25 protein-coding genes are annotated in these 25,879 nt (G+C 67.0%); 11 read left to right on the top strand and 14 right to left on the bottom strand.

The features are described 5' to 3' along the window. The first annotated feature begins 132 nt into the window (after nt 1–132). From AC1DKR_RS19550 to AC1DKR_RS19540, 3 genes are read left to right on the top strand one after another with little or no spacing between them, the layout of a single operon-like run. A complete protein-coding gene (locus AC1DKR_RS19550; protein WP_100551502.1) occupies nt 133–864 on the top strand; it encodes a CoA transferase subunit A in 732 nt (243 codons plus the stop codon). Between the two features lies 1 nt (nt 865). After that, nucleotides 866–1,498, top strand: a complete 633-nt coding sequence (locus AC1DKR_RS19545) for a CoA transferase subunit B (RefSeq protein WP_447944595.1) — start codon at nt 866–868, stop codon at nt 1,496–1,498. Between the two features lie 46 nt (nt 1,499–1,544). Beyond that, nucleotides 1,545–2,135 carry an alpha-ketoglutarate-dependent dioxygenase AlkB family protein gene (locus tag AC1DKR_RS19540; RefSeq protein ID WP_478034563.1) on the top strand — a complete coding sequence of 197 codons (591 nt, stop codon included), beginning with the start codon at nt 1,545–1,547 and terminating at the stop codon, nt 2,133–2,135. Between the two features lie 84 nt (nt 2,136–2,219). Here the strand turns inward: AC1DKR_RS19540 and AC1DKR_RS19535 are convergent, their stop codons facing one another. Genes AC1DKR_RS19535 through AC1DKR_RS19520 form a run of 4 tightly spaced genes read right to left on the bottom strand, consistent with a single transcriptional unit; the run spans nt 2,220 to nt 5,738 of the window. Next, nucleotides 2,220–2,861, bottom strand: coding sequence for an ABC-type transport auxiliary lipoprotein family protein (locus tag AC1DKR_RS19535; protein WP_478034560.1), 642 nt, complete (start codon nt 2,859–2,861; stop codon nt 2,220–2,222). Beyond that, nucleotides 2,858–3,784: an MlaD family protein gene (locus AC1DKR_RS19530; RefSeq protein WP_100551507.1), complete on the bottom strand. Its 927-nt coding sequence runs from the start codon at nt 3,782–3,784 to the stop codon at nt 2,858–2,860. The genes AC1DKR_RS19535 and AC1DKR_RS19530 overlap by 4 nt, the downstream gene beginning before the upstream one ends. A 3-nt stretch (nt 3,785–3,787) precedes the next feature. Further along, complete coding sequence (locus AC1DKR_RS19525) at nt 3,788–4,615, bottom strand: ABC transporter ATP-binding protein (RefSeq protein WP_312106469.1); 828 nt, start codon at nt 4,613–4,615, stop codon at nt 3,788–3,790. Between the two features lies 1 nt (nt 4,616). After that, nucleotides 4,617–5,738 carry an MlaE family ABC transporter permease gene (locus tag AC1DKR_RS19520; protein WP_312785489.1) on the bottom strand — a complete coding sequence of 374 codons (1,122 nt, stop codon included), beginning with the start codon at nt 5,736–5,738 and terminating at the stop codon, nt 4,617–4,619. A 92-nt stretch (nt 5,739–5,830) separates the two neighbouring features. On the opposite strand from AC1DKR_RS19520, the gene AC1DKR_RS19515 reads away from it, so the two are divergent. Continuing rightward, nucleotides 5,831–7,090 (top strand): threonine/serine exporter family protein, encoded by a 1,260-nt coding sequence (locus AC1DKR_RS19515; protein WP_025878492.1) that lies wholly within the window; start codon nt 5,831–5,833, stop codon nt 7,088–7,090. 132 nt (nt 7,091–7,222) lie between these two features. Here AC1DKR_RS19515 and AC1DKR_RS19510 read toward each other — a convergent pair whose 3' ends face one another. From AC1DKR_RS19510 to AC1DKR_RS19500, 3 genes are all read right to left on the bottom strand, one after another. After that, on the bottom strand, nt 7,223–7,606 hold the full coding sequence (locus AC1DKR_RS19510; protein ID WP_089238647.1) for an H-NS histone family protein: 384 nt from the start codon (nt 7,604–7,606) through the stop codon (nt 7,223–7,225). Nucleotides 7,607–7,828: 222 nt separating this feature from the next. After that, nucleotides 7,829–9,532, bottom strand: coding sequence for a proline--tRNA ligase (locus AC1DKR_RS19505; RefSeq protein WP_312785490.1), 1,704 nt, complete (start codon nt 9,530–9,532; stop codon nt 7,829–7,831). Between the two features lie 589 nt (nt 9,533–10,121). Continuing rightward, nucleotides 10,122–10,499, bottom strand: coding sequence for a DUF4124 domain-containing protein (locus AC1DKR_RS19500; protein WP_313251756.1), 378 nt, complete (start codon nt 10,497–10,499; stop codon nt 10,122–10,124). An 80-nt stretch (nt 10,500–10,579) separates the two neighbouring features. Here AC1DKR_RS19500 and pssA point away from each other — a divergent pair, with 80 nt between their 5' ends. From pssA to rimI, 3 genes are read left to right on the top strand one after another with little or no spacing between them, the layout of a single operon-like run. Then, on the top strand, nt 10,580–11,359 hold the full coding sequence (gene pssA / locus AC1DKR_RS19495; protein ID WP_478034552.1) for a CDP-diacylglycerol--serine O-phosphatidyltransferase: 780 nt from the start codon (nt 10,580–10,582) through the stop codon (nt 11,357–11,359). After that, nucleotides 11,356–11,868, top strand: a complete 513-nt coding sequence (locus AC1DKR_RS19490; protein WP_313251757.1) for a hypothetical protein — start codon at nt 11,356–11,358, stop codon at nt 11,866–11,868. The genes pssA and AC1DKR_RS19490 overlap by 4 nt, the downstream gene beginning before the upstream one ends. Further along, on the top strand, nt 11,865–12,362 hold the full coding sequence (gene rimI / locus AC1DKR_RS19485; RefSeq protein ID WP_223494182.1) for a ribosomal protein S18-alanine N-acetyltransferase: 498 nt from the start codon (nt 11,865–11,867) through the stop codon (nt 12,360–12,362). The genes AC1DKR_RS19490 and rimI overlap by 4 nt, the downstream gene beginning before the upstream one ends. 66 nt (nt 12,363–12,428) lie before the next feature. Here the strand turns inward: rimI and AC1DKR_RS19480 are convergent, their stop codons facing one another. From AC1DKR_RS19480 to AC1DKR_RS19460, 5 genes are all read right to left on the bottom strand, one after another. After that, complete coding sequence (locus AC1DKR_RS19480) at nt 12,429–13,250, bottom strand: EamA family transporter (protein ID WP_223494183.1); 822 nt, start codon at nt 13,248–13,250, stop codon at nt 12,429–12,431. Nucleotides 13,251–13,406: 156 nt separating this feature from the next. Then, nucleotides 13,407–16,235 carry a valine--tRNA ligase gene (locus AC1DKR_RS19475; RefSeq protein WP_478034545.1) on the bottom strand — a complete coding sequence of 943 codons (2,829 nt, stop codon included), beginning with the start codon at nt 16,233–16,235 and terminating at the stop codon, nt 13,407–13,409. Nucleotides 16,236–16,269: 34 nt separating this feature from the next. Continuing rightward, on the bottom strand, nt 16,270–16,461 hold the full coding sequence (locus AC1DKR_RS19470; protein WP_025879360.1) for a YqaE/Pmp3 family membrane protein: 192 nt from the start codon (nt 16,459–16,461) through the stop codon (nt 16,270–16,272). Between the two features lie 19 nt (nt 16,462–16,480). Continuing rightward, the gene (locus AC1DKR_RS19465) at nt 16,481–16,906 is read right to left on the bottom strand and encodes a DNA polymerase III subunit chi (RefSeq protein WP_025879359.1); all 426 of its coding nucleotides are present in this window, start codon (nt 16,904–16,906) and stop codon (nt 16,481–16,483) included. Nucleotides 16,907–17,003: 97 nt separating this feature from the next. Beyond that, nucleotides 17,004–18,482 (bottom strand): leucyl aminopeptidase, encoded by a 1,479-nt coding sequence (locus AC1DKR_RS19460; RefSeq protein WP_059065965.1) that lies wholly within the window; start codon nt 18,480–18,482, stop codon nt 17,004–17,006. A 104-nt stretch (nt 18,483–18,586) separates the two neighbouring features. Here AC1DKR_RS19460 and lptF point away from each other — a divergent pair, with 104 nt between their 5' ends. Together lptF and lptG are read left to right on the top strand one after the other, a co-directional pair. After that, nucleotides 18,587–19,669: an LPS export ABC transporter permease LptF gene (lptF, locus tag AC1DKR_RS19455; RefSeq protein WP_223494187.1), complete on the top strand. Its 1,083-nt coding sequence runs from the start codon at nt 18,587–18,589 to the stop codon at nt 19,667–19,669. Continuing rightward, the gene (lptG, locus tag AC1DKR_RS19450) at nt 19,666–20,772 is read left to right on the top strand and encodes an LPS export ABC transporter permease LptG (protein WP_025879356.1); all 1,107 of its coding nucleotides are present in this window, start codon (nt 19,666–19,668) and stop codon (nt 20,770–20,772) included. The genes lptF and lptG overlap by 4 nt, the downstream gene beginning before the upstream one ends. An 82-nt stretch (nt 20,773–20,854) precedes the next feature. On the opposite strand, the gene AC1DKR_RS19445 is transcribed toward lptG, so the two are convergent. Then, nucleotides 20,855–21,343: an RDD family protein gene (locus AC1DKR_RS19445; RefSeq protein ID WP_312787780.1), complete on the bottom strand. Its 489-nt coding sequence runs from the start codon at nt 21,341–21,343 to the stop codon at nt 20,855–20,857. A 56-nt stretch (nt 21,344–21,399) separates the two neighbouring features. On the opposite strand from AC1DKR_RS19445, the gene xerD reads away from it, so the two are divergent. Continuing rightward, entirely contained in the window at nt 21,400–22,377 is a 978-nt protein-coding gene (gene xerD / locus AC1DKR_RS19440) for a site-specific tyrosine recombinase XerD (RefSeq protein WP_033830309.1), read from the top strand. A gap of 100 nt (nt 22,378–22,477) precedes the next feature. Continuing rightward, nucleotides 22,478–23,287 (top strand): thioredoxin fold domain-containing protein, encoded by an 810-nt coding sequence (locus tag AC1DKR_RS19435; RefSeq protein ID WP_313251767.1) that lies wholly within the window; start codon nt 22,478–22,480, stop codon nt 23,285–23,287. Nucleotides 23,288–23,370: 83 nt separating this feature from the next. On the opposite strand, the gene AC1DKR_RS19430 is transcribed toward AC1DKR_RS19435, so the two are convergent. After that, nucleotides 23,371–25,482, bottom strand: coding sequence for a glycosyl hydrolase family 18 protein (locus AC1DKR_RS19430; RefSeq protein WP_478034539.1), 2,112 nt, complete (start codon nt 25,480–25,482; stop codon nt 23,371–23,373). Nucleotides 25,483–25,879: the final 397 nt, after the last annotated feature.

Below are 25,879 nucleotides of genomic sequence, written 5' to 3'. Positions count from 1 at the left end.
GGCACCGCAAGCGGGGAAGCGGACATTCTACGGATTGAAGGCCCGGCATGCTGGTTCATGCTGCGGCGCATCCCAGCCGGCAACGGGTGTACCGCTAGAATGGCGGCATTCTCACCGGGTAGGGCAGTAGAGATGCAGCAATCGACTTCCAGCGGCACGCGCAGCAAGCGTTTCGCCTCTGCGGCAGATGCCCTGCAGGGCGTGGTCGCTGATGGCCAGGTTCTGGCCGTGGGTGGCTTCGGCCTGTGCGGTATTCCTGAAGCACTGATCGCCGCACTGCGCGACAGTGGGGCCAAGGGCCTGACCGTGATCTCCAACAACGCCGGCGTGGATGGCTTCGGCCTGGGCCAGCTGCTGGAAACCCGGCAGATCAGGAAGATGATTTCGTCCTACGTGGGCGAGAACAAGGAGTTCGAACGGCAGTTCCTGGCCGGCGAGCTGGAGCTGGAATTCAATCCGCAGGGCACCCTGGCCGAACGCCTGCGTGCCGGTGGTGCGGGTATCCCGGCGTTCTTCACCGCTACCGGCTATGGCACGGTGGTGGCCGAAGGCAAGGAAACCCGTGAGTTCGACGGCAAGCATTACGTGATGGAAACCGCGCTGCGCGCCGACGTGGCACTGGTCAAGGCCTGGAAGGCTGACGAGGCCGGCAACCTGGTGTTCCGCAAGACCGCGCGCAATTTCAACCCGGCCTGTGCGATGGCTGGCAAGGTCTGCATCGTGGAAGTGGAGGAGGTGGTGCCGGTCGGCAGCATCGACCCGGACCAGGTGCATCTGCCGGGTATCTACGTGCACCGCATCGTGCACAACCCCACTCCCGAAAAACGTATCGAACAGCGCACCATCCGTGCGGAGGGCAACTGAGATGGCATGGACCCGCGACGAGATGGCGGCGCGCGCTGCGCGTGAACTGACCGATGGCGCCTACGTGAACCTGGGCATCGGCCTGCCGACGCTGGTGGCCAATCACATTCCCGACGGCGTGGATGTGTGGCTGCAATCGGAAAACGGCCTGCTGGGCATCGGCCCGTTCCCGAGCGAGGATGAGGTCGATGCAGACCTGATCAATGCCGGCAAGCAGACCGTCACCGCGCGCGCCGGTGCCAGCTATTTCGGCAGCCATGACAGCTTCGCGATGATCCGCGGTGGCCACGTCAATCTGGCGATCCTGGGCGCGATGCAGGTCACCGACAAGGGTGACCTGGCCAATTGGATGGTGCCTGGCAAGATGGTCAAGGGCATGGGCGGGGCGATGGACCTGGTGGCCGGCGTACAGCGGGTGGTGGTGCTGATGGAGCACACCGCCAAGAACGGCGAACACAAGATCCTGGCCGAATGCACGCTGCCGCTGACCGGTGTGGGCGTGGTCGATCGCATCATCACCGACCTGGCGGTATTCGATGTGAGCGATGACGGTCTGGTGCTGGTGGAGACTGCCGCGGGTGTGGGCGAGGATGAGTTGAAGGAAAAGACCGGCGTCGCGTTCAAGCGCCGCTGAGCATCCACGGGGCGGCACGTCGCTGCCCCCTCTCCCTAAATCTCCCATGCTGTTTCCCCACGACCTGCCTGATGCTGACGTCCGCCATCTGCCGGGCTGGTTGCCAGCGGGGGACGCAGACACGCTGTTGAAGGCGCTGTGCGAAGCGGTTCCTTGGGAGATTCACCGCATCCGCATGTTCGGCAACTGGGTGGACTCACCACGGTTGAGCTGCTGGATCGGCGATCCGCAGGCGCGCTACCGCTATTCAGGCGCCGAGTTCGTGCCCCATCCGTGGCCGCTTGTGCTGGGGGCATTGCGCGACCGGCTGCAAGCGCAGGGCGTGGGTCGATTCAACAGCGTGCTGCTCAACCGCTACCGCGGCGGCACCGACTACATGGGCTGGCACAGCGATGACGAGCCGGAGCTGGGGGCGGCGCCGGTGATTGCTTCGTTGAGCCTCGGAGCGGCGCGACGGTTCCTGCTGCGCCGACGTGACGATCCTGCGCGCAAGGCCGAGTACCTGCTCGGACACGGCGATCTGCTGTTGATGGCCGGGGAGACCCAGCGCCACTACCAGCACGCGCTGCCGAAGATGGCGCGGGTGCAGGGTGAACGCATCAACCTTACGTTCCGCTGGATCACGCCGCGGACCTGACGCAGGTCCCGGACGATTCATCCACGCACGGCGTGGATCTACCCGTTTCGCAGCACCGGGCCCGGCGCAATCAGCGGAAACCGTTCAGCGCTTCAGCGTCTGCTTGTCGTTCTGCCCGCTGGTCAGCGTCCAGCCCACCACGTCCTGGGCCACCTGCTGCAGGCCACGCTCGAAGGCGGCGGCTACGGCCGACACGTCGGTGCTGCCCACCGGCTGCAGCTGGCGGAAGGTACGGTCGGCGACCACCCGCTGGCTGGTCACGTCGATCAGCTTGGCGTTGATCTCGATGACGACCGTCGGCGTGGGCTGGCCCTGGTAGTCCGATTCGAAGCGACGGACGTCGGTGGACAGCTTGTAGTCGGCGCGGATGCCGGCGGCGACGCGGGCCACGCCGTGGATGCGGCCGGAATCCTCGAAGCCGCGCAGCAGGGTGTCTTCGATCATGTCGGTGGCCGGCTGCGCCCAGCTGGCGCCCTTGTAGATCTCCAGCTCAGACGGCGTCGGCCGCACGTTGATGCGCGGGCTGTCGACCATGCGCGCGGCGCTGGGCTTGGCCAGCACCAGTTGCCAGTCGGCTTGCGGCCAGCTGGGGTCGACCTTGACCTGCACAGCCGGCGAATAGAGGGTGACGGGGTTCATGTCGCCGCTGCCGAGGATCGAGCAGCCACCCAGCAGGGTGGCCAGCGACGCTGCCAGCAGCAGGCGCGGAAGGGTGGTCGGGCTCATTTGGGTTCGAACTCCTTCGGGGCGTCGCGGCCGAGCAGGTAGCGCGCGGGGTTGTTCTCGAGGCGGTCGCTGACCCGGCGCAGGTCGCGGATCAGGCCACGCAGTTCACCCAGGGTCGGGCCGAGCTGGCCCAGGCCGTCATTGGCGAAGCTGTTGATGGCGGCGCGGTTCTCGCCAAGGATCGAATCGGCATTGCCGGCGGCCGAATCAAGTTTGGCCAGGGTGGCGTCGAGCTTGTCGATGATGCCCGGCAGCTGCTGCACCAGGTTCTTGTCCAGGCGCTCGATGGTGCCGTTGGTGGTCTTCAGGGTGGTGTCCAGGCTGCGCGCGGCATCGCGCGCGCTGAGCAGCAGCGACTGCGTGCCCTGGTCGCGGTCGGCCAGGCCGCCACTGATCGTTTCCAGGTTGGCCAGGGTGGCGTTGATCGAGGCGACGTTGCGGTCGCTGAGGATCTGGTCCATGCGCTCGACGATGCGGTTGGCCACGTCGGTGATGTTCTGCAGCGCCGACGGCGTGGTCGGGATGATCGGTGCCGGATCCTTGTTGACCGTGGTCAACGCCGGCGACTGTGGCGTGCCGCCGCTGAGCTGGATGATCGACGGACCGGTCAGGCTGGTGATCGCCAGCTTGGCGCGGGTATCGGTCTTGACCGGCGTGGTCGAGTTCAGGCGGATGCGTGCGACCACCTGGCGCGGATCGTCCGGTACCAGGTTCAGTTCGGTAATCGAGCCCACCGCGATGCCGTTGTACTGCACCGGGCTGCCGACCGACAGGCCGGTGACCGCTTCGCGGAACACCACCCGGTATTCCTGCCAGGTACGGTCGGAGGAGTACTTGGCGGCCCACAGGCCGAAGGCCAGCAGAGCCAGGCCGGTGATCAGGGTGAACGCGCCGATCAGCACGTAGTTGGCTTTTGTTTCCATGGCTCAGGCACTCTCGATCTGTTCGCCACGCGCGGCGCGCGCGCGGGGTCCGTGGAAGTATTCCTGGATCCACGGATGATCCAGTCTCTCGATTTCCGGCAGCGGAGCATTGGCCACCACCTTGCGGTCGGCGATGACCGCCACCCGATCGCAGATGGCATACAGCGTGTCCAGGTCGTGGGTGATCAGGAACACGGTCAGCCCCAGCGCTTCCTGCAGGGTCTTGATCAGGCGGTCGAACGCCGCCGCACCGATCGGGTCCAGGCCGGCGGTGGGCTCATCCAGGAACAGCAGTGGTGGATCCAGCGCCAGCGCACGTGCCAGGCCGGCGCGCTTGCGCATGCCGCCAGACAGCTGCGAGGGCAGCTTGTTGATCGCATCGGCAGGCAGGCCGGCCAGTTTCACCTTCAGCAGGGCCAGTTCGTAGTGCCAGCGTTCGGGCAGCTCGCGGTGGTGTTCCTTCAATGGCACCTGCACGTTCTCGCCGACGGTCAGCGACGAGAACAGGGCACCGTCCTGGAACAGCACGCCGGTGTTGCGTTCGATGTGCAGGCGGCTCTCGGCGTCGTCGGCGCGCGCGTCGCGGCCGAGCACCTCGATCTGCCCGGCATCGGGAACACGCAGGCCCAGGATCGAGCGCATCAGCACCGATTTGCCGGTGCCCGATCCGCCCACCACGCCAAGGATCTCGCCACGGCGCACGTCCAGGTCCAGCCCTTCGTGCACGGTCTGGCTGCCAAAGCGGTTGACCAGCCCGCGCACGCGGATGGCCAGGTCGTGGCCTTCGTCGTCCTGCATGGGCACGTCTTCGGGGGTTGGATGCGTGCTCATGTCACCAGTCCATGTGCATGAACCACAACGCCGCGAAGGCGTCGATGATGATCACCAGCGAGATCGTCTGCACCACGCTGGAGGTGGTTCGCTCGCCAACCGACTGCGCGGTGCCTTCCACCTTCAGGCCTTCCAGGCAGCCGATCAGGCCGATCACCAGCGCAAATACCGGCGCCTTGGACAGGCCCACCAGCATGTGCCGCACTTCCATCGTGTCGTGCATGCGCGCGATGTACATCTGCGGTGGAATATCCAGATCGAATGCGCCAACGGTGATGCCGCCGGCCAGGCCGGCGATCATCGCGATGAAGGTCAGCAGCGGCAGGGTCACCAGCAGCGCGACCAGGCGCGGCAGTACCAGCAGGTCGATGGGGTCGAGCCCCAAGGTGCGCATCGCATCGATTTCCTCGCGTGCCTTCATTGCACCGATCTGCGCGGTGAAGGCGCTGGCGGTGCGGCCGGCCAGCACGATCGCGGTCAGCAGCACGGCGAATTCGCGCAGGAAGGCGATGTTCACCAGTTCGACCACGAAGATCTCCGCACCGAAATCGCGCAGGATGGTCGAACCGAGGAAGGCGATCACTGCGCCGACCAGGTAGGACAGCAGCGCCACCAGCGGCACCGCGTCCAGCCCGACCTGCTCCATCTGGTGCACGGTCGCGGTCAGGCGGAAACGTCGGGGCTCCTTGACCAGGCGCGCGGCCTTGACCAGGTTCTCACCGAGGAAGCTGCACAGCGCCTTGATGTTGTGGCCGGTGGCGTGGACGCTGACGCCCAGCCGCTCCAGCGCCGCCAGCACGCCGAAGTCACGCTTCGGCTTCGGACGGTCGTCGGCCACTTCTTCGATCGTGCACACCAGCGCCTGGTGGTCCGGGCGGAACTGCAGCGCGTGCTCGCCGAGATCGGCGCGATGGGCGACGCGCAGTACCTGCAGCACGCCGGCCGAGTCGAGCAGCTCGATGCCGGTGGCGTCGATGCCGGTCAGTTTGTCCGGAACGCCGCGCAGCACTTCGGCCGCGGCCAGGGCGGTCTTCAGGGTCCAGTGGCCGGACAGCCGGATCAGTCCCGGATCCTGAGCGTCCTGTTCGAGCTGGGGGGCGTGGGTCGGGGTCATGGGGGCCATTCGGGTCGCAGCATAACCGTTCTGAATTGCACGTCGCGTCGAACCAGGATGAATTTCTCCAGCAGAGCCTGACGTAGGTAATACTACGGCGCATGTCCGCAGACGCTCACACGATCCCCACGCCCCAGGCCACCTACGCGCAGCGCGTGGCCTTCGTTTCCGAGATCGCCGGCCGCCTGCACAGCTACGGCACAACGGCCCAGCGCCTGGAAGCGGCGGTGGTTGCATTGGCCCGGCAGCTCGATCTGGATTGTGAACCGTGGTCGAACCCCACCGGCATCATCCTCAGTTTCAGCGATCCGGCGCAGGCCATCGGCTCCAGCGACATCACCCGGGTGATCCGGCTGGCGCCGGGCGAGAACGACCTGCACAAGCTCAGCGTGGCTGACGGGATCGCCGAAGAAGTGGCCAACGGCCGCATGAGCATCGCCCAGGGCCACACCGCGCTGCGCCAGCTGGACAAGGACCCGGGCCGGCGCGGCAAGCTGCGCACCATCCTGTCCTTCACCCTTGGTGCGGCCGGCGTGGCGGGCATGTGGAAGCTGCCGTGGCTGGACATCGCCACGGCCGGCGTCATCGGCCTGTTGATCGGCCTGCTCGGCATGGTCACCGACAAGCGCCCGGCCAGCCGTGAAGCGGCCGAAGCGCTGGCGGCGCTGCTGGCCGGACTGGTCGCCACCGTGGTTGCTACGTTCGTGGGCGCCCTGAATCTCAATACGGTGATCATCGCTTCGCTGGTGGTGCTGCTGCCTGGCATGTCACTGACCAATGCGGTCAATGAGCTGGCCAGCCAGCACTGGGTGTCCGGTACCGCGCGCTTTGCCGGCGCGTTGACCACGATCATGAAGCTCAGTGTCGGCGCGATGATCGCGGTGACCCTGGCCGATGTGCTGGGGCTGGACCCGATGATCCGTGCCTCGAGACCACAGGGGCCGTGGGTGGAGTGGGGCTCGCTGCTGACGGCGGCGTTCGCCTTCGCGATGCTGTTCAAGGCCAACCGCCGCGACTATCCGTGGGTGATCGCCGCTTCGGTGGCCGGTTACGCGATCTCCAAATTTGGTGGTCACGCCTGGGGTACGCCGGCCGGCATCTTCCTGTCGGCGATGCTGCTGACCGCCGGTGGCAACCTGTTCGGGCGCGTGGTCGGCCGTCCCGGCGCGATCATCCGCCTGCCGGGCATCATCATGATGGTGCCTGGCAGCACCAGCCTGCGCGGCGTGCTGACCTTGGTCCAGCAACAGGACGTGGGTGCCGGCCAGAGTGTATTCCTGACCGTGTTGAACGTGGTGATGGCGCTGGTCGCCGGCCTGCTGTTCGGCAACCTGCTGATGCCGGCGCGCAAGACGCTGTGATCGGGGGCGGTAGCGCCGGGCCATGCCCGGCGGATCGGGAAACCAACCGCTGCGCTCGCCGGGCATGGCCCGGCGCTACCCCAAAAAAACGCCGGCTTTCGCCGGCGTTTTTCATTGCGACCCGATCTGGCCTCAGGCCTTCTTGATCAGGAAATCTTCCGGCTTCTTGCTGCCCTTGGCGGTCAGCTCGGCCATCCAGCGCGGCTGCTTGCCACGACCGGTCCAGGTTTCCTTCGGGTTGGCCGGGTTGCGGTACTTCGGTGCAACCTTGCCCAGCTTGCGGCCGGCGGTCTTGGACGGGGCCTTGGTGGCCTTGGCGACCTTGCGTGCGCGCGGTGCGGGTTCACCACCGAACAGTTCCTCGATGGTGTAACCCTCGGTCTTGGCCAGCTTGCTCAGCTGGGCACGCACCTTGGTGATCGGGCGACGCTTGGCGACGATGGTCTGCTGCTTCTTGGCTGTGCGGATCAATGCGCCCAGCTCACGTGCCGACAGGCCGGTCAGGTCGATGCTCATCAACGATTACTCCAGAAACTAATTTAGGGACAGGGACGAGCCGGTCCGTGGCGTCGCGGGACAGAGTAATGAGGAATTAATCCCAGCACAAACAGTTGTGGTCACCGTCTGTCGGCTGGCTGGCCCGGTTGCGACCATTTTGACCGGATTATGTCCGCTGCGATTTTCCGGGGATGGCCATCCGGCATAAAAAAGACCGGGGTATACCCAGGTCTTTTCCGCTCAACCCTGCAGGCGCTGCAGCAGGGCGGCCTTGTCCAGGCTCTCCGCTTCGGCCGCCCGACGCGAGCGGTACTCGAAGGTCCCTGCGGCCAGGCCGCGCTCGCTGACCACCACCCGGTGCGGGATGCCGATCAGTTCCATGTCGGCAAACATCGCGCCCGGGCGCAGGCCGCGGTCGTCCAGTGCGGCATCCAGGCCGGCATCGCAAAGCTCCTGCAGCAGGCCTGCAGCTGCATCGGCCACGGCAGCGTCGCCCTTCGGATTGATCACGCAGACCACCACCTGCCACGGCGCCATCGCGTCGGGCCAGATGATGCCGGCGTCATCGTGGTTCTGCTCGATGGCTGCGGCGACCACGCGCGAAATACCGATGCCGTAGCAGCCCATCGTCATCACCGCGGCCTTGCCATTCTCGTCCAGCACGGTGGCATCGAGCGCCTTCGCATAGGTGCGGCCCAGCTGGAACACGTGGCCGACTTCGATGCCGCGGGCGATTTTCAGTTCGCCGCCGTCCAGCGCACGATCACCGGCGCGCACGTTGCGAATATCGGCCACTTCCGGTTCGGCCAGGTCGCGGCCCCAGTTGACGCCGGCCAGATGGAAACCGGCCTCATTGGCACCGACGACGAAGTCGGACATCGCCGCCACTTCGCGATCGGCGACCACGCGGATCGGCTTGGCCGGGGCGACCGGACCAAGGAAGCCCGGCACGCTGCCGAGGTATTCGGCGATCTCCGCTTCGCTGGCAAAACGCTGCTCGTCCAGGCCTGCAACCTTGCCCAGCTTGATTTCGTTGACCTCATGGTCGCCACGCACCAGCACCAGCACGAACTGCTGTGCCTTGCCTTCACCGGCAATCAGCGCCACCGACTTCACCGTGCGCTGCAGGTCGATGCCAAGCAGCGCGGCGACGTCTTCGCAGGTCTTCTGGACCGGGGTCTCGACCTTGCGCAGTGCCTCGCTGGCCGCAGCGCGCGCAGCCGGATCGGCGGCAATGGCCGCTTCCATGTTGGCGGCGTAGTCCGAACCGGTAGAGAACACCAGCGCGTCTTCACCGGAGTCGGCGATCACGTGGAATTCCTGCGAGGCGTCACCGCCGATCGCGCCGGAATCGGCCTGCACCATGCGGAAGTCCAGCCCCAGCCGGGTGAAGATGCGGCTGTAGGCCACCTTCATGTTTTCGTACTCACGCACGAGGTCTTCGTCGTGCAGGTGGAACGAGTAGGCGTCCTTCATCAGGAATTCGCGCGCACGCATCACGCCGAAGCGCGGACGGATCTCGTCGCGGAACTTGGTCTGGATCTGGTAGAAGTTCACCGGCAGCTGCTTGTAGCTGGACAGTTCGCTGCGCGCGAAATCGCAGGCCGCTTCCTCGGCGGTGGGGCTGTAGCAGAAGGTCTGTTCCTTGCGGTCCTTGATCTTCAGCAGCTGCGGGCCGAATTTCTGCCAGCGGCCGGTCTGCTCCCACAGTTCCTTCGGCTGGATGGTCGGAATCTGGAATTCCACGGCACCGGCACGGTCCATTTCCTCGCGGACGATGCGTTCGACCTTGCGCAGCACGCGCAGGCCCAGCGGCGACCAGGTGTAGAGGCCGGACGCGAGCTTGCGGATCATGCCCGCGCGCAGCATCAGCCGGTGGCTGGTCAGCTCGGCGTCGCTGGGGGTTTCCTTGGTGGTGTGCAGGTGGAACTGGGAGAGGCGCATCGTCGGCTTCGGATTACGGCAGAGATACCTATTCTGCCAGCCCGGCCGGGGGAGGGGTATCGGCCGGGCGGCGCCCGGCACCCGCAGAATCAACGTCAACGTCAAAAGCGGGTATTCCGTGGGATGGCGGGGTGGGTCCGGTTGCGGGGGACGCCGTAAACCCATCCGTGGGGGCTTGGCCGCGGCATCCATGCCGCGGACACCCCCGCAACCGGACCCACCCCGCCTTCGACAGATCTCCGCAATCTGTCGGGATGGCATGGCCTGCTCTTGGTGGGTGTCGACCTTGGTCGACACGTAGATCCACGCCATGCGTGGATGAATCTCCGTCGAAATCGAATATTTCGACAATTGAACGTAGATCATCCACGCATGGCGTGGATCTACTGGCCACCGGGAAACTGTCGAAGACGGGGCGGTGTCGGATTGCGGGGTGTCAGCCGCATGGATGCGGCTGCCAAGCCCCCACGGATGGGTTTACGGCGTCCCCGCAATCCGACACCGCCCCGTCATCCCACGGAATGCCCGCTTTTGACGTTGACGTTGACGTTGATTCGGCGGGTGCCGGGCGCCGCCCGGCCGATACCCCTCAACCCGCCGGGGGGCAGTACGCCTTGATCGCTGCCTCGGCCAGGCCCTTCTGCGCGCTGCGCTGTTCCGGGGTAAGCGCGGTATCGGCCTTGCCATCGCCGTCGGTGTCGTGCATCACCTGGCCGCCGCCATCCAGCAGCGCCACGTTGGCGCGGGCGGTGCTGCACTCCTTGGGCACCGGAGCGGCGCTGGTCGCCGCCGCTTCTTCCGCCACCGGCGTCCTGGCCTGGGCACGGGTCTCGTATTTGGCCCCGGTCGGCGGCGTTTCCGAATACTGGGTCACGCCCTTGGCGTCCTTCCACTTGTAGACAGGGCCGGCCAGCGCAGTGGTACTGGCCAACAGCAGCAGGCATCCCAGGCAGGACAGGGCACGCATGGCAAACTCCGCAGAATGGGCGTAGAACGCCGATTGCAGCATTGGCGCCGACCGCTGGCAAGTCGATTAAACTGGATTCCATGGACCCGATCACACCGCCGCCGCGCTCGCGCACGATTTACCTGCTGCCCAACCTGTTCACCACGGCTGGGTTGTTCTCTGGCTTCTACGCCATCATCGCCGCGGCCAACGGGGATTTCGTCAATGCCAGCATCGCCGTGTTCGTGGCGGCGGTGATGGACGGCCTCGATGGCCGTGTCGCGCGCCTGACCGGTACCAGCAGCGAGTTCGGCGTGCAGTACGACTCGCTGGCCGATCTGGTCAGCTTCGGCATGGCGCCGGCCCTGGTGATGTATCACTGGTCCCTGTCGGAACTGAAATACGACGGTGAGCTGGTCGGTCGCCTGGGCTGGGCGGTGGCATTCCTGTACGCCGCTTGCGCGGCCCTGCGCCTGGCGCGCTTCAATACCCAGGTAGCCGTGGTCGACAAGCGCTGGTTCGTCGGCCTGGCCAGCCCGGCTGCTGCCGGCCTGATGATGTCCTTCGTCTGGGCCTTCGCCGATGGCACATTGGGCTGGAACGGCAACGAGCTGCGCTTCGTGGCGCTGGCGGTGACCTTGGTCGCCGCACTGTTGATGGTCAGCCGCATCCGCTTCTGGAGCTTCAAGGGCGGTGCGGCCAAGGAGGGCGCACGTTCGGATCGTGTCCCGTTCCTGGTGCTGGCACTGGTGCCGATCGCCATCGCCATCGCGGTGATCGATCTGCCCCGCGTGTTGTTGGTCGTCGGCATCCTGTACGCCCTGTCAGGCCCGGTGATGTGGGGCGTGCAGCGCCTGCGCAAGAAGTCCGAGGCGGCGTGAGCCAGGACCTGCCCCTGTTGTGGTCTCCGGCCCAGCAGGCCTGGCTGCAGGCCATGGGCTACACCGTCTATCACGACGGCCAGTTGGCCGCTGAAATGGACGCGGCATTGCAGCTGAGCGTGGCTGAAGCCGCAGCATCGGCACCCGTGCCGGTTGAGCTGACGCGCACGGCTCCACCTTCGATGCAGCACGCACCCAGCCAGCGCGACGCGGCGCCGGAACCTCGGCCCGAGCGCGCGCCACCACGCACTGCCGTGCCGGTGGCGGCGCCGGACACCATACCGGCTGCGGCCCGTCCGCTACCCACCGGCAACGCGCGCCAACCGCTGGTGCGCTTGCCTGACCGCCTGCAGATCGCGCTGTTGCGTGCCTCGGGCTGCAATCCGAACGATCCGGCCACACAGACGCTGATGGAAAGCTGGCCGCTGGAACAGCTGCGTCGCGACCCTGCTGCCAAGCGCGCGTTGTGGCCGCAGCTGCGCGCGCTGCGCAAGGGCGGAACCGCATGAGTGCGGTCAGCCAGCCCGGGCCGGTGGCGATGCGTGCGCTGCGCGAGAGCGACCTCAACGGGGTGATGGCCATCGAAGTGCGTGGCTACCCCTATCCCTGGACCCGCGGCATTTTCCTGGATTGCCTGCGCGCCGGTTACCCCGGCCTGGCCATGGAGCGCGATGGCCTGTTGATCGGCTATGGCGTGCTCAGCCTCGCTGCCGATGAAGCCCATGTGCTGAACATCTGCATCGATCCGTTGGTGCAATCGCGTGGGCTGGGCCGCCAGCTGCTGCGTGCACTGGTCCGCCTGGCCGGTGATCGAGGCGCGCAGCGGGTGTTCCTGGAAGTGCGTCCGTCCAACACCCCGGCCCTGGCGCTGTATCACAGCGAAGGCTTCAACGAGATCGGCCGGCGCCCTCGCTACTACCCTGCTGCGCAGGGGCGCGAAGATGCGCTGGTGATGGCGATCGAGCTGGTGGACGGCGAGCTGGAGACAATGCCGCCGCTGTAATGGAGACGGTTGCCGGCCAGCGACCGGCACTACCGATGAATCTCCGCCTCGATTGGTACGCCGTTCTCATGCCAACCGCAGCGCCAGCACGCCAGCCACGATCAATGCTGCCGCCACCCAGCGTGCACGTGGCACCCGTTCGCGCAGCAGGAACACCGAGATCAGCAGCGCGAACAGGATCGACGATTCGCGCAGCGCCGATACCATTGCCACCGGCACTTGGGTCATCGCCCACAGCGCCATCGCATACGAGGCGGTGGTACCGATGCCGCCGGCCACGCCCAATGGCCAGTGCCGGCGCGCATACGCCAGCAGCGCACCGCGCTGCCGATGCAGCGCCCACAACGGCAACGGAATGCCCGACAGCAGGAACAGCCACAACGTGTAGCTCAGCGCATTGCCGGACAGTCGCGCGCCCTGCGCATCGACCAGGGTGTAGGTGGCGATCATTGCCGCCGTCAGCAACGGCAGGCGCAGCTGGCCGCCACGTGCGCCGCGGGCCATGCACAGGATGCCGCCGCTCACCAGGAGGACACCGAGCCAGGCCGACGGCGGCAGGCGTTCGCCGAGCACGGCGCCGGCCAGCGCAACGAGGATGGGCGCGCAACCGCGCATCATCGGATACGCCAGGCTCATGTCGACCTGTTGGTAGCAGCGTGCGACCAACGCGTAATACGTCACCTGCAGCAGCACCGAAGCGCCCAGCCACGGCCAGCTTTCCGCGGCGGGGAAGGGTAGCCACGGCAAGACGAGCGCAGACAACAGCGCAGCGCTGCCGGTGACGAGCACTGTGCCGAGGAACTTGTCCGGCCCGCGCTTGACGATCGCGTTCCAGCTGGCGTGCAGTGCGGCGGCGGCGAGGACCAGCAGGAAGATGGAAAGCGGCATCAGGCGATGATGCCACGCGTGGCAAAAGGAAACGCCGGGCATTGCCCGGCGTCGACCTCGAGAATGTGCCAACCAGGGTTGGCGCTTTGGTAGGTGCCAACCTTGGTTGGCACATCACAGCGGTGCGGACCACGGTCCGCACCTACCAGGGCGGCGTTACAGCTTCGCGCGCTGTTCGCGCAGGCCGGCCAGCTGGTTGTTCCAGTCGACCAGGCGCACGCGTTCCTGCTCGATCACCGCCGGCGGCACCTTGTCGGAGAACTTGGCCAGCTTGGTCTCGCTCTTCTCCTGTTCGCCTTCCACGCGCTTGATCTCCTTGTCCAGGCGCGCGCGCTCGGCATCGAGATCAACCAGGCCTTCCAGCGGTACCAGCAGCTTCAGTTCACCGACGATCGCGGCGGCTGCCGGCGGCGCACTCTGTGCGTCGGCCAGCCACTGGATGCTGTCCAGCTTCAGCAGGAACGACAGCGAGGCACTGAAGCGCTCGATGCGCACGCGGTCCTGTTCCTGGCCGGCCAGCAGGCGCAGCGGCACCAGCTTGGACGGGGCAACGTTCAGTTCGCTGCGCACGCGGCGCACCGCACTGATCACCGCCTTCAACCATTCCACGTCGGCCTCGGCCTGGGTGAAATCGCCCTCGAACTCGGCGGCGGTCGGGTACGGACGCAGCGACAGCGTGGTTTCGGCCAGGCCCAGGCGCGGTGCCAGCTGCTGCCACAGCTGTTCGGTGATGAACGGGGTCAGCGGGTGCAGCAGGCGCAGCAGCGCTTCCAGCACGTACAGCAGGGTGTGGCGGGTGCTCTCGGCGTCGGCGGCATCGGCACCGTTCAACGCCGGCTTGCTCAGCTCCAGGAACCAATCGCAGAACGCGTTCCAGGCGAATTCGTACAGGCACTGCGCCAACAGGTCGAAGCGATAGGCGGCGAAATGACCCTGCGCTTCGGCGGTGGTAGCGGCCAGGCGCGAGAGGATCCAGCGCTCGGCATCGGTACGCGGCGTCGGCACGCCGGTGAACGCCGCACCTTCGGTGTTCATCAGCGTAAAGCGGCTGGCGTTCCACAGCTTGTTGCAGAAATTCTTGTAACCCTCGGCGCGGTTCATGTCGAACTTGATGTCGCGGCCATGGGTGGCCAGCGCGGCGATGGTGAAACGCAGCGCATCGGCACCATGGGCGGCGATCCCGTCCGGGAACTCCTTGCGCGTGGCCTTCTCGATCTTCTCCACCATGCGTGGTTGCATCAACCCGCCGGTGCGCTTGGCCACCAGATCATCGATGGTGATGCCGTCGATGATGTCCAGCGGGTCGAGAACGTTGCCCTTGCTCTTGGACATCTTCTGGCCCTGGCCATCGCGGATCAGGCCAGTGAAGTAGACGTCCTTGAAAGGCACCTTCCCGGTCAGGTTGTCGGTGGCCATGATCATGCGCGCCACCCAGAAGAAGATGATGTCGAAGCCGGTGATCAGCACCGACGACGGCAGGTAGCGGTCGAAACCGCGCTCGGCCATCGCCTGCTCGTTCGGCCAGCCCAGGGTGGAGAACGGCCACAGCTGCGAGGAGAACCAGGTCTCCAGCACATCGCTTTCCTGGCTCAGCACGACGTCGCTGCCGAGATTGTTCTTCGCCCGCACTTCCTCTTCGCTGCGGCCGACGTAGCAGTTGCCGGTGGCGGCATCGAACCACGCCGGAATGCGGTGGCCCCACCACAGCTGGCGGCTGATGCACCAATCCTGGATGTTGTTCATCCAGTGGCGGTAGGTGTTGATCCAGTTCGGCGGCACGAAGGCGATTGATCCGTCCTCGACCAGTTCCAGGCCACGACGCGCCAGTTCGTCCATTTTTACGAACCACTGGTCGGTCAGGTACGGCTCGATCACCTGGCCGGTGCGGTCACCGCGCGGCACCTGCAGCTTGTGCGCCTTGGTCTCGACCAGGATGCCCAGGTCTTCCAGTTCACCCAGCACGGCCTTGCGCGCATCGTAACGGTCCAGCCCCTGGAAACGTTCCGGCGCGTTGTCGTTGATCGCGGCCACCGGAGTGAACAGGTTGATCATCGGCAGGCTGTGGCGCACACCCACCTGGTAGTCGTTGAAGTCATGCGCCGGGGTGACCTTGACCACGCCGGTACCGAACGCACGGTCCACGTAGTCATCGGCGATCACCGGCACGCGGCGGCCGGTCAGCGGCAGCACCACGCTCTTGCCGATCAGGTGCAGGTAGCGCTCGTCTTCGGGATGCACCATCACCGCGGTGTCACCCAGCAGGGTTTCCGGACGGGTGGTGGCAACCACCAGGTAATCGCGGGTTTCGCGCAGGGTTTCGACGCCGTCGGCATCGCGCTCGACGTGCTCGTAGCTCAGGCCTTCATCCAGCTGGTAGGCGATCGACCACAGGAAACCGTCTTCCTCGGCGCTCTCCACTTCCAGGTCCGAAATCGCGGTCTTCAGCACCGGATCCCAGTTGACCAGGCGCTGGCCGCGGTAGATCAGGCCCTGCTCGTGCCAGCGCACGAAGGCCTCGATCACCGCTTCGGACGGCTGCGGGTCCATGGTGAAGGTGCTGCGCGACCAGTCGGCCGACGTGCCCAGGCGGCGCATCTGCCGCTCGATGATGTCACCGGACTGCTGCTTCCACTCCCAGACCTTGCCGATGAAGCCCTCGCGGCCCAGCGAATCGCGGGTCTCGCCGTTGCCTTCCAGCGCCAGGTTGCGGCTGACCACCATCTCGGTGGCGATGCCGGCGTGGTCGGTACCGACCTGCCACAGCGTGTCGTAGCCGCGCATGCGGTGGTAGCGCACCAGCGCATCCATCAGGGTCTGCTGGAAGGCATGGCCCATGTGCAGGGTGCCGGTCACGTTCGGCGGCGGCAGCAGGATGGTGTACGGCTCGCCCTTGCCGGACGGCTTGAAATGGCCGGCCTTCTCCCAGGCCTCGTAGAGGTCGGTCTCGAAGGACTTCGGGTCGTAGCTGGAGGCGAGTTGGGTCATGCGGGGGAACCAGTCATCAAGGCGGGAAGGGAGATCAGCGCGACCCGAGGGTGCGCCGGATCTTCTGGTCGGTGTGGTACTGGCTGACCGAATAGGCAGCCCAGATGGCGGCGGGCAGCCAGCCGATCAGGGTGATCTGCAGGATCAGGCAGACGATGCCGGCAAACGGCCGGCCGATGGTGAAAAAGGACAGCCAGGGAAGAATCAGGGCGATCAGCAGGCGCATCAAGGGGTCCTCGCAGGGCTTACATGTCGTGCTTGTTCAGGTCGTAGCCGGCGGTCTTGTACTGGCGCCAGCGCTCGCGCAGTGGTTCGCGCGCTTCCGGATCGGCCGGGACCACTTCCAGCACGCGCTCGCACTGGCCCAGCCAGGGTTCGTCGCGCAGGTTGATCACCAGCGGCCGCACGGGGGCCTCGCCACCGGGCGGGGCGATCAGTACCAGGGCTTCTTCCTCGTCCACGTCCTCACCTACGATCTGGTGCGGAATGTAGGCATCGTCGTCGAATGACCAGAGAAGTTCGTCAAGTTCTTCGGCCTGGGCCTGGTCGCGGGCGAGGACCAGGGTGAACAACCCGGCGTCGTTGGCCTTGCGCGCCAGCTCGCAGACCAGGCGCAACGGCTCGGTCAGGAAACGGGGCTTGGCGATCAGGTAGAAGTCGGCGCGGGGCATGGCGGCATCCAGGTGAGGCAGGTGCCGATCCATGCCGGGTGGCGGCTGGACCGGCGAGGCCCCGGCCGGCGGTTGCCGGCCAGGGTCAGGTACAGCGTCAGGCGCGGGCGACCTGGTCCAGCAACCACTGGCTCAGCAGGCCGACCGGACGGCCGGTGGCCATGCCACGCTTGCCTTCATCGCTGGCCACGCCGGCGATGTCCAGATGGGCCCAGCGCTGGCCTTCGGCGAAGCGCGACAGGAAGCAGCCGGCGGTGATGGCACCGGCCCAGCGGCCGCCGATGTTGTAGACGTCGGCGAAGCTGGAATCCAGCATCGGCTGGTACTCGTCCCACAGCGGCAGGCGCCAGGCGCGGTCGAAGACCTGCTCGCCAGCAGCCAGCAGCTCGTTGGCCAGGTCGTCGTGCTTGCTCATCAGGCCTGCGGTCTGGTGGCCGAGGGCGACCATGCAGGCACCGGTCAGGGTGGCCACATCGACCAGCGCCTGCGGCTCGAAGCGCTGCGCGTAGGTCAGTGCGTCGCACAGGATCAGGCGGCCTTCGGCGTCGGTGTTGCCCACTTCGATGGTCTTGCCCGACATCGAGGTGATGACGTCGGACGGACGGTAGGCATTGCCGTCGATGGCGTTTTCCACCGCCGGGACCACCACCACAAGATTCAACGGCAGCTTGGCCTTGACCGCGGCGACGAAGGTGCCGATGACGTTGGCGCCACCGCACATGTCGTACTTCATCTCTTCGATGCCGCCCTGGGTCTTCAGGTTGACGCCACCGGTATCGAAGGTGATGCCCTTGCCGACCAGCACGTAGGGCTTGGCGTCGCCGCCATTGCTCCACTTCAGCACGACCAGGCGCGGGCGGTTGGCCGAGCCACGGGCCACGGCCAGCAGCGAGCCCATGCCCAGCGCTTCCATCTGGGTCTCGTCGAGGATCTCGGCTTCGGCACCGTCATGCTCGCCGGCGAATTTCACGCCCACTTCAGCCAGATAGGCCGGGGTGCAGTAGTTCGGCGGCAGGTTGCCCAGCTCGCGGGCGAACTCGACACCGGCGGCGATGGCCTGGCCCTGGGCCAGGGCCTGCGCGTCATCACCGGCGATGGCCAGCTGGGCCAGGCCGGCATCGTCGGCCTTCTTCTTGCCCAGGGTGGCGGTGTAGCGGTAGGCCGCGTGGTCGGCGGCGATCACCGCCTGGCGGATCGCCCAGGCCGCGTCGCGGTCCTTCACTGCCACTTCGGACAGGGTGAACAGTGCGCTGCGGGCAGCGCCGGCCTTCAGCGCGCGCACGGCATCGCCGACCGCCTTCAGGTACTGCGGCACGCCGAAGCGGGCGGCATCGCCGAGGCCGACCACCAGCACGCGCGGGGCGGTCACGCCCGGCAGGTCGTGCAGCAGGGTGGTGGCGCCGGTCTTGCCGGACAGGTCGCCGCGCTGGGCCAGGGCGGCCAGGCGGCCACCGCTTGCAGCATCCAGTGCCTGCGCGGACGCAGTCAGGGTATGGTCGGCATAGGCGCCGACGACGATGCAGTCAACGGCGGCCGAAGCCGCAGCGAGGTGGTTCAGGGTGAATTCGAGAGCCATTGAGCAGATTCCATTGGCAAGTCCGTACAATCGCGGACCGTTTACGCCCAGACGCTAGACTGGGCGGCACCGCGAACGAACCTGAGAGTTTAAACCACCGCCCCATGTTGAAGCTCGACCGCTATCTATTGGGCGATTTCGTCCAGAGTTTCCTGGCTACCCTGATCGTCCTGCTGGTGGTCAGCGTGGGCGGCGTGCTGGTGGACATCCTCGGCAACATCGCCGACGGGCGGCTGCCGGCCAAGCTGCTGTTCTCGCAGCTGGGCCTGCAGTTCATCGTCTACATGCCGCTGATCCTGCCGCTGGCACTGATGCTGGGCCTGCTGCTGGCCATTGCCCGCCTCTACCGCGACTCGGAAATGGCGGTCATCACCGCCATCGGTGTCGGCCCCCGGCGCCTGCTCAAGCCCCTGCTGATGCTGGTGCTGCCGGTGATCGCGGTGGTCGGTGCCTGTTCGCTGTGGCTCGGCCCCTGGGCCGGGCGCACCGCCGAACAGATGGTCCAGGACGCCAACCGCAGCGTGCTGATGGCCGGCCTGGAGCCGGGCCGGTTCACCCCGCTGCCCAATGGCGGGGTGGTCTATGTCGCCTCGATCTCGCCCGATGGCAGCCAGCTGGGCCGGGTGTTCCTGCAGCGGCAGAAGGAGGATCGCCTTGAAGTGGTGTCCGCCGCCGGTGGCCGCATGTACTTCGAAGGCGCCCGCCAGCGCTTCCTCGAACTGGATGATGGCCACCAGCTGGAAGGGCCGGTGGCCGGTGCACTGGATTACCGCCTGGCGACCTTCGCCCGCAACGACGTGGCGCTGCCCGACGGCAGTGAAGCGCGCAAGAGTGATGACCCCGAACTGATGCCGACCACCGCGTTGTTCGGTGACAAGCGCCCCGAGGCCCAGGCACAGCTGCACCGTCGCCTGGCGCCGCCGCTGATCGCGCTGGCCTTTGCCCTGCTGACCGTGCCGCTGGGACGCAGTTCGCCGCGCCAGCAGCGCTATGGGCGGATGATGCTGGCCCTGATGGCCTACATGGTCGGTACCAACCTGATGTTCATCGGCAGTGGCTGGATCGCCAATGGTCAGATTCCGCCGGCGCTTGGCCTGTGGTGGCTGACCCTGCCGCTGCTGGCACTGGCGATCTGGATGTACGCGCGTGACGGCCGCATGGCCCGCCCGAAGGGAGCCCGCGCATGATGCTGCGACCGATGCGTTTCGATCTGTACCTGGGCCGGGCAGTGCTGGGTACCGTGCTGCTGACCTGGGCGGTGCTGGTGGGCCTGGACGTGCTGATGGCCTTCTCCGGTGAGTTCAAGGACATCGGCAAGAACGGCTATTCGCTGGGCCATGCTGCCGCCTGGGTGCTGTACACCGTGCCGCGCCGGGCCTACACGATGTTCCCGACCGCGGCGGTGATCGGCGCGCTGATGGGCCTGGGCCAGCTGGCCGCAACCTCGGAGCTGACCGCGCTGCGCGCGCTGGGCCTGTCGCGCAAGCGCCTGAGCGTGTCGGTGGCGATCGCCTTGTCGCTGTTGACCGGGCTGATGGTGATCAGCGCCGAGACCCTGGGGCCGTGGGGCCAGAACCGCGCCGATTCGCTGAAGATGAGTGCCAAGTGGGGCACCGACATGGCGGTGGCGCGTTACTCCGGCTTGTGGGCGCGCGAAGGTGACACGTTCCTCAATGCACAGAGTGGCGAAGAACAGCTGGTCGGCGACAAGGGCACCCGGCTGATTCTGCGTGACGTGCGCCTGTACAAGATCGACGAAGAGGGTCGGATCGGTACGCTGACCCATGCGGCCACCGCCGAGCATGACAAGGATGGCTGGGTATTGACCGGCGTGCGCCGTGACACCTTCGGCGAGCGCTCGGCGACGCGCCAGGAAGCGGCCCGTGAGCCGTGGAATTCCAAGCTGGACGCCGGCGCCCTGGCCACCGGCATCGCCAAGCCGCGCAACCTCAGCGTGTCCGAGCTGAGCACCAGCATCGCCTACCGCGAGCGCAACGGGCTGGACGCACGCGACTACGAGGATGTGTACTGGAGCCGCTGGTTCTATCCATTGAATGTGCTGGCGCTGTGCCTGGCGGCGGTGCCGTTCGCGTTCGGTTCGCTGCGCAGTGGTGGCATGGGCAAGCGCCTGTTCCTGGGCATCCTGTTCGCGCTGGCGTTCTGGCTGCTGCAGCTGTTCTTCGGCCGCATGGCCGGTGCGCTGAAGTTCGACTACCGCATTGCCTACGCGCTGCCGCCGATCGTGATGTTGGCCGTGTCCGGGTTGTTGTTCCGGCGCAAATCGGGCTGATTCCGATAGCGCCGGGCCATGCCCGGCGAAGGTGTGCGATTTCCCGCGTCCGCCGGGCATGGCCCGGCGCTGCCAGGACAGGTCAGCGCTTCGGTATCCGCAGCAGCTGCGTGGCACTCGCGCGGTCGTGCCAGGTCAGCCGCTGGCGATCCACCAAGGCCCACCAGAAGCCCAATCCGCCCAGCAGCAACGACAGCGTGGCCACCGCGAAGCGCAGCCACAGCTGGCCGCGTCGCAACGGCGTGCCATCGCGTGATTCCAGCTTCAAGCGCCACGGGCGCATGCCCAGCGTCTGCCCACCGCGCCGCCAGCTGGCGGTGGCATACCACCCGGTCAACCCCCAGCACACCGCCCACAGCAGCCATTGCCAGGTACTGAAAGGCGCGATGTTCTCGCGCTGCGCATGGCCGCTGAACGTATAGGCCAGGGTGAAGGCCGTGCCGGCCAGCATCCACAAGGCCAACACCGGCAGCGCGTCATAGATCATCGCCAGCAGGCGCCACAGCAGCAGCGCGCGCGGGCGGGGCGTATCAGCGGCGACGTGGGCCGCATCGGTGGCGGGGCTCGACATGTGCCGAGCATACGCAATGCTGGCCGTGCCCGCAGTTGGCCTCGTATCCTGCGTGCATGGCCGTCACTTCCACTCCCGCCGAACGTCGTCAGCTGGTCCAGCAATTGCCCGAGCTGCGCGGCGAGGACAGCCAGCGCATCCAGCGTTTCCTCGATGCGATCTGGGCCGAGCACGGTCTGGCCCGCGCCACCCTGGACAGCTATCGCCGCGACCTTGAAGGCCTGGCGCGCTGGTGTGACGGGCGCGACGGTGGTCTGGCCGGTGTTGAGCGCGCCGGCCTGTTTGACTATCTGGCCTGGCGCACCCGCCACAACTGGTCGCCGCGCAGCAACGCGCGGCTGCTGTCGGCGCTGCGTGCCTTCTTCGCCGACGCCGTGCGCCGTGGCGAACGCAGCGAGGATCCCAGCGCGCTGCTGGACCCGCCGAAGCTGCCACGGCTGCTGCCCAAGGCGCTGGCCGAGAGCCAGATCGACGCGCTGCTGGCGGCACCGGATATCGACAGTCCGCTCGGCCTGCGCGACCGCGCCATGCTGGAGCTGATGTATGCCGCCGGGCTGCGGGTGAGCGAGCTGGTGCTGTTGCCCGCCACGGCGGTGAACCTGCGCCAGGGCGTGCTGCGGGTGACCGGCAAGGGCAGCAAGGAACGCCTGGTGCCGCTGGGCGAGGAGTCGCAGTACTGGCTGGAACGCTACCTGCAGCAGTCGCGACCGCAGCTGGTGGGGAAGGGCAAGGTGCAGGCGCTGGCCGACGGGCAGACGCCCTTGTTCATCGAACCGGCGCTGCATGGCTTGACCCGCCAGGCCTTCTGGCACCTGGTCAAGCGATACGCGGCGGTGGCCGGTATCGACCCGGCGCGGATCAGTCCGCATGGCCTGCGGCACAGTTTCGCCACCCACCTGCTGAACCGTGGCGCCGACCTGCGCGCGCTGCAGATGCTGCTGGGCCACAGCTCGCTGTCCACCACGCAGATCTACACGCTGGTCGCACGCGAACACCTGCAGAAACTGCACGCCCGCCATCATCCACGCGGCTGAGCCCGCGGCTGAACCCCTGCCGGGCCTGTGCGCGGCATCGCGGACCGCTCAGGATGGCTGTGTCAGAATCCGGGGTCTTCTTTCTGCTGCGGACTGCTCCATGCTCCGATTCGCCATCGCCGCCGTGTTCGGCGCGCTCAGCCTGAGTGCCTGCGCCCAGCCCGCCCCGCCCGCCGCAAAGGCCCCCGCTGCAGCGGCAGCCAAGGCCGGCCCTGCCGCCACGGCCAATGCTCCGGCCGAGCAGGCTGTGCGCAAGGCGCTGACCGAGCTCAACCCCGGCTTCCAGGTGGACTACATCGGTGCCGCGCCCTTCCCGGGCTTCCGTGAAGTGGTGGTCTCCGGCCAGCTGCTGTACGTCTCCGACGACGGCCGCTACCTGTTCCAGTCGCAGCCCTACGACACCCGCGCCAAGAGCCCGGCCAACAGCGAAGGCCTGCTGGGCTACCGTCGCGACCTGCTGGCCAAGGCCAACCATGGCGACCGCATCGTGTTCGCCGCGCCGAACGCGAAGTACACCATCAGCGTGTTCACCGACATCGAATGCGGCTACTGCCGCAAGCTGCACCAGGACATCGCCGAGCTCAACCGCAACGGCATCACCGTCGAATACCTGGCCTTCCCGCGCATGGGGCTGGGCAGCAAGGATTACACCGACATGATCTCGGTCTGGTGCGCGGCCGATCGCCGCCAGGCGCTGACCAATGCCAAGCGTGGTGGCACGGTGGCAGCGAAGAACTGCACCAACCCGGTGGCGATGCAGTACGCCCTGGGCCAGCAGTTGGGCGTGAACGGTACGCCGGCCATCTTCGCGCCCGATGGCACCCAGCTCGGCGGCTACCTGCCGCCGGCGCAGCTGCGTGCGGCGTTGGAGAAGCGCGCGGCTGCCGGCGCGGCTGGCGGCGGCCGCTGATCTGATGCGATTCCGCCGGGCTCGGCCCGGCGGATGTAGCAACGCGAACGAGGCCGGGGACGCAGTGCGCCCCCGGCTTTTTTTTACTTCAACCCATCACTGACCGCCTTGGTCAGCGTGCCCTGCGCATCGTCGCCGCTGAACTCCCAGACGAACGCACCGCCCAGTCCCTGGGTCTTCACGTAGCCCATCTTGCGGGTGATGTTGGCCGGTGTATCGAAGCTCCACAACGTGCTGCCGTTGTAGATCCAGGTGGCACCGGCGGTGTTGTCGGTGTAGCCCGACCACGCCAGGTTCTTCAGCACCTTCCAGTCTTCAATGCCGGCCTCGTAGGTACCCGGTGCCGCACTGGTGGCGTTCTGGTACAGGCCGTTGTTGGCGTTGGTCACCCCGGTCCAGCCACGCCCGTAATAACCGATGCCCAGGTTGAGCTTGGCGGCGGGAACACCGCGGCTGATGAAGGCCTCGATGGCGTCGTTGCTGTTGTACAGCTTCTGGTCGCCGGTGGACGGATCATTCGGCGAATCGAACAGCGCCGACTGGTGATTGGTCTTCGCATCCCACGCGCCGTGGAAGTCGTAGGTCATCACGTTGATGTAGTCCAGGTACGGGTGGTATGCGGCCGGATCGGTGACGCGGATCTTGTCGATGCCGGCGCCGACCGCCACCGTCAGCAGCAGGCCCGGGCGCACCGCATCGAGCTGGCGGCGGAATTCGGCCATCAGCGCGGTGAAGTTGGCGTTGTCCTCGGGCGTGCCGCAGGCGATACCGCAGGCCACCGGGTACTCCCAGTCGATGTCGATGCCATCGAACACCCCCAGCGCCGCACCGGGGCCACCGGCACCGTCGGTCACCGGCAGGTTGCCCTTGATGTAGGCGTCGATGCACGAAGCGACGAAGGCCTGGCGGTTGGCCGGTTGCGCCGCGCTGGAGAAGCCGCGCGACCAGGTCCAGCCACCCAGCGAGATCAGCACCTTCATGCCCGGGTACTTGGCCTTGAGCTGCTTGAGCTGGTTCCAGTTGCCGCGCAGCGGCTGGTCCCAGGTATCGGCGCTGCCGCTCACGCTTTCGCCGGCACCGAAGGCCTTGGTGTAGTCGGCGAAGGCATCGCCACCGGCTCCGCTGTTCGGGTCCGACGCCTGGGTGATGCCTACTTCGCAGCGGTTGTTGCGCACGTTGCCGAAGGCGTAGTTGATGTGGGTCAGGCGCGCGGCCGAACCGCTGCTGTCGATGTTCTTGACCCGGTAGTTGCGGCCATAGATGCCCCACTGGGTGAAGTAACCGATGACCCGCTTGCCGGTGGTGCCACCGTCGCCGGCCAGGGTGCTGGCGGTCACTGCCGTGCCCTGTGCCGACGCGTTGCCGGCGTTGTCACGGGCGCGCACGCGGTAGCTGTAGCTGGTCGATGCAGTCAGGCCACCATCGACATAGCTGGCGCTGGACGGTGAGCCGACCAGACTGCCATTGCGGTACACGTCGTAGCCGGCCACGCCGCTGCCACCGGTGTTGTCGGTGGACGGGCTCCAGCTCAGGGCGATGCTGCTGGCGGTGCGGGTACCCACGGCCAGGCCACCGGGCACGCTGGGCGCGGTGGTATCGCCACTGGCCGCGTTGACGGTGATGGTGATGGTCGCGGTGCTGGCGGTGGCGTTGTTGTTGTCGGTGGCGACCGCGCGCAGGGTGTGGCTGCCGGCGCTGGCGTTGGCCCAGCTGGCGCTGTACGGCGCGCTGGTGTCGACGCCCAGCGAACTGCCATCGCGGAAGAACTCGACCTTGCTGACGCTGCCGTCCGCATCACTGGCGTTGGCGGTCACGTTGACCGTGCTGCCGGCGCTGAAGGTGGCGCCGTTGGCCGGCGAGGTCAGGCTGACCACGGGCGGCTGGTTGGTCCCGCCGCCGTCGCAGGCGCCGAGGTTGGTGTAGTAGGGCGCCCCGGCCGGATGGTCCGGCGGCGCATTCCAGATGTCCTGGTTCGCCCGGTAGAGGACCCCTCCCTTCTGCAGGGTGTCGCCACTGCGGTAGATCTTGGCCTGGTCCCATTCGGCCACGCCGGCACAGCTGGCGGCCTGGGCCAGGCCGGGCAGGGCAACCGCCCCGGCCAGGGCCAGCAGCCAGGCCAGACGGCGCGGGCGACAGCGATGAAGGGAAGGGTGGGCACTGCGTACATCGGCACTCTGCACAAGCGGGTCGTACATGGTGTGTCTCCGATCGATGGTTGGCGCACGGGCCGGGACGGCGCCGCACGTAACGCAGGGTCCGGACATCGCCCGGGAAGGCGACGGAGGGGGCGGACGGAGGTACCTGGTGGGCCGGGGAGAGAGTCCGGCGCCAGGTGGGGACAACGTTGTCATCAATTGCGTGGTCAATCCGTGAGCGAGTGCATGGTTCGAGGATTTGGCGGAGAGCGGCGCTGGCGCGCGGTCGGCGGCCATCGGCGGAGCCCCCTCGTGGCTGGGGTTGGTCGTTTACAGCGGATTTCTGGGGGGTGGGCCGGGCGGGTGGGTTGCGCAGGGGACGCCGTGAATACGTCCCTGTAGGCTCGGGCGCGCCATCCATGGCGCTTACGCCCCTGCGCAACCCACCCAACCCACC

This window comes from Stenotrophomonas sp. 01N47, from assembly GCF_056399165.1.
This window is presented reverse-complemented; position numbering and strand designations above follow the sequence as displayed.

What these genes read in the sequence shown, in the direction of transcription:
- lptG (WP_025879356.1), top strand. Translation starts at nt 19,666, where the DNA reads ATGATGCTGCGACCGATGCGTTTCGATCTGTACCTGGGCCGGGCAGTG.
- AC1DKR_RS19515 (WP_025878492.1), top strand. Translation starts at nt 5,831, where the DNA reads ATGTCCGCAGACGCTCACACGATCCCCACGCCCCAGGCCACCTACGCG.
- AC1DKR_RS19550 (WP_100551502.1), top strand. Translation starts at nt 133, where the DNA reads ATGCAGCAATCGACTTCCAGCGGCACGCGCAGCAAGCGTTTCGCCTCT.
- AC1DKR_RS19530 (WP_100551507.1), bottom strand. Translation starts at nt 3,784, where the DNA reads ATGGAAACAAAAGCCAACTACGTGCTGATCGGCGCGTTCACCCTGATC.
- AC1DKR_RS19525 (WP_312106469.1), bottom strand. Translation starts at nt 4,615, where the DNA reads ATGAGCACGCATCCAACCCCCGAAGACGTGCCCATGCAGGACGACGAA.
- AC1DKR_RS19465 (WP_025879359.1), bottom strand. Translation starts at nt 16,906, where the DNA reads ATGCCCCGCGCCGACTTCTACCTGATCGCCAAGCCCCGTTTCCTGACC.
- AC1DKR_RS19500 (WP_313251756.1), bottom strand. Translation starts at nt 10,499, where the DNA reads ATGCGTGCCCTGTCCTGCCTGGGATGCCTGCTGCTGTTGGCCAGTACC.
- AC1DKR_RS19520 (WP_312785489.1), bottom strand. Translation starts at nt 5,738, where the DNA reads ATGGCCCCCATGACCCCGACCCACGCCCCCCAGCTCGAACAGGACGCT.
- AC1DKR_RS19505 (WP_312785490.1), bottom strand. Translation starts at nt 9,532, where the DNA reads ATGCGCCTCTCCCAGTTCCACCTGCACACCACCAAGGAAACCCCCAGC.
- AC1DKR_RS19475 (WP_478034545.1), bottom strand. Translation starts at nt 16,235, where the DNA reads ATGACCCAACTCGCCTCCAGCTACGACCCGAAGTCCTTCGAGACCGAC.
- AC1DKR_RS19540 (WP_478034563.1), top strand. Translation starts at nt 1,545, where the DNA reads ATGCTGTTTCCCCACGACCTGCCTGATGCTGACGTCCGCCATCTGCCG.
- lptF (WP_223494187.1), top strand. Translation starts at nt 18,587, where the DNA reads ATGTTGAAGCTCGACCGCTATCTATTGGGCGATTTCGTCCAGAGTTTC.
- AC1DKR_RS19480 (WP_223494183.1), bottom strand. Translation starts at nt 13,250, where the DNA reads ATGCCGCTTTCCATCTTCCTGCTGGTCCTCGCCGCCGCCGCACTGCAC.
- AC1DKR_RS19430 (WP_478034539.1), bottom strand. Translation starts at nt 25,482, where the DNA reads ATGTACGACCCGCTTGTGCAGAGTGCCGATGTACGCAGTGCCCACCCT.
- AC1DKR_RS19510 (WP_089238647.1), bottom strand. Translation starts at nt 7,606, where the DNA reads ATGAGCATCGACCTGACCGGCCTGTCGGCACGTGAGCTGGGCGCATTG.
- AC1DKR_RS19435 (WP_313251767.1), top strand. Translation starts at nt 22,478, where the DNA reads ATGCTCCGATTCGCCATCGCCGCCGTGTTCGGCGCGCTCAGCCTGAGT.
- AC1DKR_RS19470 (WP_025879360.1), bottom strand. Translation starts at nt 16,461, where the DNA reads ATGCGCCTGCTGATCGCCCTGATTCTTCCCTGGCTGTCCTTTTTCACC.
- AC1DKR_RS19445 (WP_312787780.1), bottom strand. Translation starts at nt 21,343, where the DNA reads ATGTCGAGCCCCGCCACCGATGCGGCCCACGTCGCCGCTGATACGCCC.
- xerD (WP_033830309.1), top strand. Translation starts at nt 21,400, where the DNA reads ATGGCCGTCACTTCCACTCCCGCCGAACGTCGTCAGCTGGTCCAGCAA.
- AC1DKR_RS19460 (WP_059065965.1), bottom strand. Translation starts at nt 18,482, where the DNA reads ATGGCTCTCGAATTCACCCTGAACCACCTCGCTGCGGCTTCGGCCGCC.
- rimI (WP_223494182.1), top strand. Translation starts at nt 11,865, where the DNA reads ATGAGTGCGGTCAGCCAGCCCGGGCCGGTGGCGATGCGTGCGCTGCGC.
- AC1DKR_RS19535 (WP_478034560.1), bottom strand. Translation starts at nt 2,861, where the DNA reads ATGAGCCCGACCACCCTTCCGCGCCTGCTGCTGGCAGCGTCGCTGGCC.
- pssA (WP_478034552.1), top strand. Translation starts at nt 10,580, where the DNA reads ATGGACCCGATCACACCGCCGCCGCGCTCGCGCACGATTTACCTGCTG.
- AC1DKR_RS19545 (WP_447944595.1), top strand. Translation starts at nt 866, where the DNA reads ATGGCATGGACCCGCGACGAGATGGCGGCGCGCGCTGCGCGTGAACTG.